A 2,625-nucleotide genomic window follows, 5' to 3' on the forward strand; every position below is an offset into this window, starting at 1 on the left:
GTCCTATTCAATGGCATCGATTACCAACAAACTCTCCGACTATATGGCTTTGCAAAAACCGATTCTGAACAGCCAAGTCAACGACGAAGTTGCCGAAGTCCTTACCCTGCTGCCGCATGCGAACTACCATTCCGGCGATGTGGACGGTTTCGTTCAAGCCGCCAAAGATATTTTGAAGCGCAAAAGCGATCCTGTTCAGTCCGAAGAAATCGTCGGCCGCTTCAAACGCGACGTTGCCTATCAAAAAATCGTCAACCTGATTGAAAGATTAGCTCATGAATAAATTTTTCAAACGCCTGTTTGACATTGTCGCCTCCGCTTCAGGACTGATTATCCTGTCGCCTGTGTTTTTGATTTTGGTGTACCTCATCCGTAAAAACCTAGGCTCGCCCGTGTTCTTCATCCAAGAGCGGCCGGGCAAAGATGGCAAGCCGTTTAAAATGATTAAATTCCGCTCCATGCGCGATGCAATCGACAAAGACGGCAACCCACTGCCGGACAGCGAACGCCTGACCGATTTCGGCAAAAAATTACGTGCCACCAGTTTGGACGAACTTCCTGAATTATGGAATGTCTTAAAAGGTGAGATGAGTCTAGTTGGCCCTCGTCCGCTGCTGATGCACTATCTGCCGTTGTACAACGACTTTCAAAACCGCCGCCACGAAATGAAACCGGGCGTGACCGGTTGGGCTCAAGTCAATGGCCGCAACGCCATTTCATGGGATGAAAAATTCGCCCACGATGTTTGGTACATCGACAACTTTAGCTTTTGGCTGGATATAAAAATTTTGTTCCTGACAGTTAAAAAAGTCTTCGTCAAAGAAGGCATCTCAGCCGAAGGGGAAGCCACAATGCCTTATTTCACGGGTAACAAAACTGATGAAAAAAAATAATATACTGATTCTGTCGGCAGGTCGCCGTGTCGAATTGGTGCAGGACTTTCAAACCGAAGCCGCACGTTTTTCAGACGGTATCGGCGTTTTTGCCACTGACCTCAACCCCCACATGTCTTCTGCCTGCCATGTTGCCGACCGCACTTTCAGCGTGCCGCGTATCGATGCAGCCGAATACATTGACAGCATTTTCGAGTTGGCCAAACAACACGACATCGGTCTGATTGTGCCAACCATCGATACCGAGCTGCTCAAACTGGCCGAAGCACGTGACCGTTTTGAAGCTGAAGGAATACATATTGTCATTTCCGATGCAAAACTGATTACCCTGTGCCGCGACAAGCGCCTGACCTCATGCCTGTTTGCACAATACAGCATCCGTTCCCCTGAAATTTACGAACGGGACCACCTGGTTTTCCCATGTTTTACCAAGCCTTATGACGGCAGCCGCGCCATCGGTGCGAAAAAAATCAACACACCAGCTGATTTGACTGTCGACATTACCGAAGACCCGAAAATGATGTTCACCCAATACATCGATATCGAGAATACTTTTTCCGAATTTACCGTCGATATGTATTACGACCGTCAAGGCCGTCTGAAATGCGCCATTCCTCGCGAGCGTTTGGAAGTGCGCACCGGCGAAGTCAGCAAAGGCGCAACCCGACGCAATGCCCTGTATAAAGAGCTGGTTGAAAAAATGGCCGTATTGGAAGGCGCACGCGGCTGCATTACCGCGCAATTCTTCGTCAGCAAAACCGACAGCACGACCTACGGTGTGGAAATCAACCCTCGTTTCGGCGGCGGTTTCCCGCTGACTTACGCTGCAGGCGGCAACTATCCGGGCTGGCTGATTCAAGAATACATCGGCGGCCAAGACATCCCTTTCTCCGACGACTGGGAAAACAATTTAATCATGCTTCGTTATGATGCTAAGATTTTGGTAAGAGAACATGATTAAGCCGGAAGAATCCGTCATCGTCTTCGATCTTGACGATACGCTTTACTCTGAGTACGACTACAAATGCTCCGGAATACAGGCAGTTGTAGGGACAATTACGTCGCTTTACCCGCAATACAATGTCGACGTACTAAATGAAATTGCAGACAATAAAAGTAAAGACTGGCTCGAAAATTTGTGTCATCATTGCAAATTAAACGAACTAGAGAAACAATCACTTTTGTGGCAATATCGACTACACCGGCCTGTTATCCGACCCTATGTCGAACCGTCTTTTTTACGGAAGCTGATGCGCCCTTTTGCCGCACGTGCCCTGATTACAGACGGCCGCAGTCTGACACAGCGTTTGAAAATACAGGCCTTGGGTTTGACCGATTTGTTTGACGACATTTTGATTTCGGAAGCCATGCAATCGGAAAAACCCGACGATAAGCGTTTTGTCTTCCTGCAAAACAAATATCTGGCTGCAAAACGTTTCATCTACATCGGCGACAACATCAAAAAAGATTTTGTCGCACCCAACAAACTGGGTTGGCTCTCCATAGGCATCATGCCTAAGCCGCACAATATTCATCAAGCCGATCCCGAGCAATACGGTCGTGAATACCAGCCCACCCTTTGGATAAACACCCTGGAAGAATTGGCTACACTGACAACTTCCGCCACCGAAAAAGCAAATGCATAAGGGACATTTCTCCATGAAAATCTTATTTATGGGTCGTAAACAGGTTTCCGCCAACCTGCTTCGTTTTTTGACCAAACAAGACCATA

3 protein-coding genes and 1 pseudogene are annotated in these 2,625 nt (G+C 47.8%); all 4 read left to right on the forward strand.

Annotated features, from left to right (window positions below):
- Positions 1–283: pseudogene (locus tag ACTHUM_RS11370) on the forward strand (hypothetical protein); the annotation flags it as partial.
- Positions 276–893, forward strand: coding sequence for a sugar transferase (locus ACTHUM_RS11375; protein ID WP_049333552.1), 618 nt, complete (start codon positions 276–278; stop codon positions 891–893). The pseudogene ACTHUM_RS11370 and the gene ACTHUM_RS11375, both read left to right, overlap by 8 nt.
- Positions 880–1,854, forward strand: a complete 975-nt coding sequence (locus ACTHUM_RS11380; RefSeq protein ID WP_070460467.1) for an ATP-grasp domain-containing protein — start codon at positions 880–882, stop codon at positions 1,852–1,854. Before ACTHUM_RS11375 ends, ACTHUM_RS11380 begins: the two co-directional genes overlap by 14 nt.
- A complete protein-coding gene (locus ACTHUM_RS11385) occupies positions 1,847–2,539 on the forward strand; it encodes an HAD family hydrolase (protein ID WP_070460468.1) in 693 nt (230 codons plus the stop codon). Before ACTHUM_RS11380 ends, ACTHUM_RS11385 begins: the two co-directional genes overlap by 8 nt.
- Positions 2,540–2,625 lie beyond the last annotated feature (86 nt).

This window comes from Neisseria sp. P0021.S006 (assembly GCF_051956895.1).